Source organism: Bartonella capreoli (assembly GCF_902813205.1).
Classification (GTDB): Bacteria; Pseudomonadota; Alphaproteobacteria; order Rhizobiales; family Rhizobiaceae; genus Bartonella; species Bartonella schoenbuchensis.
Genome location: NZ_CADDZX010000285.1, coordinates 1 through 418, shown reverse-complemented (window position 1 = coordinate 418; position 418 = coordinate 1). Strand labels below are relative to the sequence as shown.

Annotated in this window: 1 pseudogene; it reads right to left on the bottom strand. The window is 39.7% G+C overall.

Annotation, left to right across the window (positions count from 1 at the left end):
- Positions 1-418, bottom strand: a pseudogene (locus tag J7R05_RS08450) (NAD-dependent DNA ligase LigA); the annotation flags it as partial.

The window sequence follows — 418 nt, the reverse complement described above, 5'->3', positions numbered from 1 at the left end:
AATTTTCCCTCACTCTGTTGTTTCATATTAAGCGCTTGAAAATCCTCCCTCCCCATGTAAACTTCACCGCGAACCTCAATAATATCAGGAAAATTACTCTGCAAGACTTTTGGAATATCAGAAATTGTTTGTGCATTCGCTGTAACATTTTCACCTATATACCCATCACCTCGTGTTGCTGCACATACAAGCCTTCCTTTTTCATAGCGCAAAGATAAAGATAAACCATCAATCTTCGGTTCAGCTGTTATTTCTAATACTTGTGCTGCTGGCAGCCGCAAAAAACGACGAACACGCTCCACAAACTCACTAACATCTTCAGAATTAAAGGCGTTATCAAGTGAAAGCATCGGCTGTACATGAACAGATTTTTCAAACTTTTCGGAAACTGGTGCTCCAATTTTATGTGAAGGCGAAT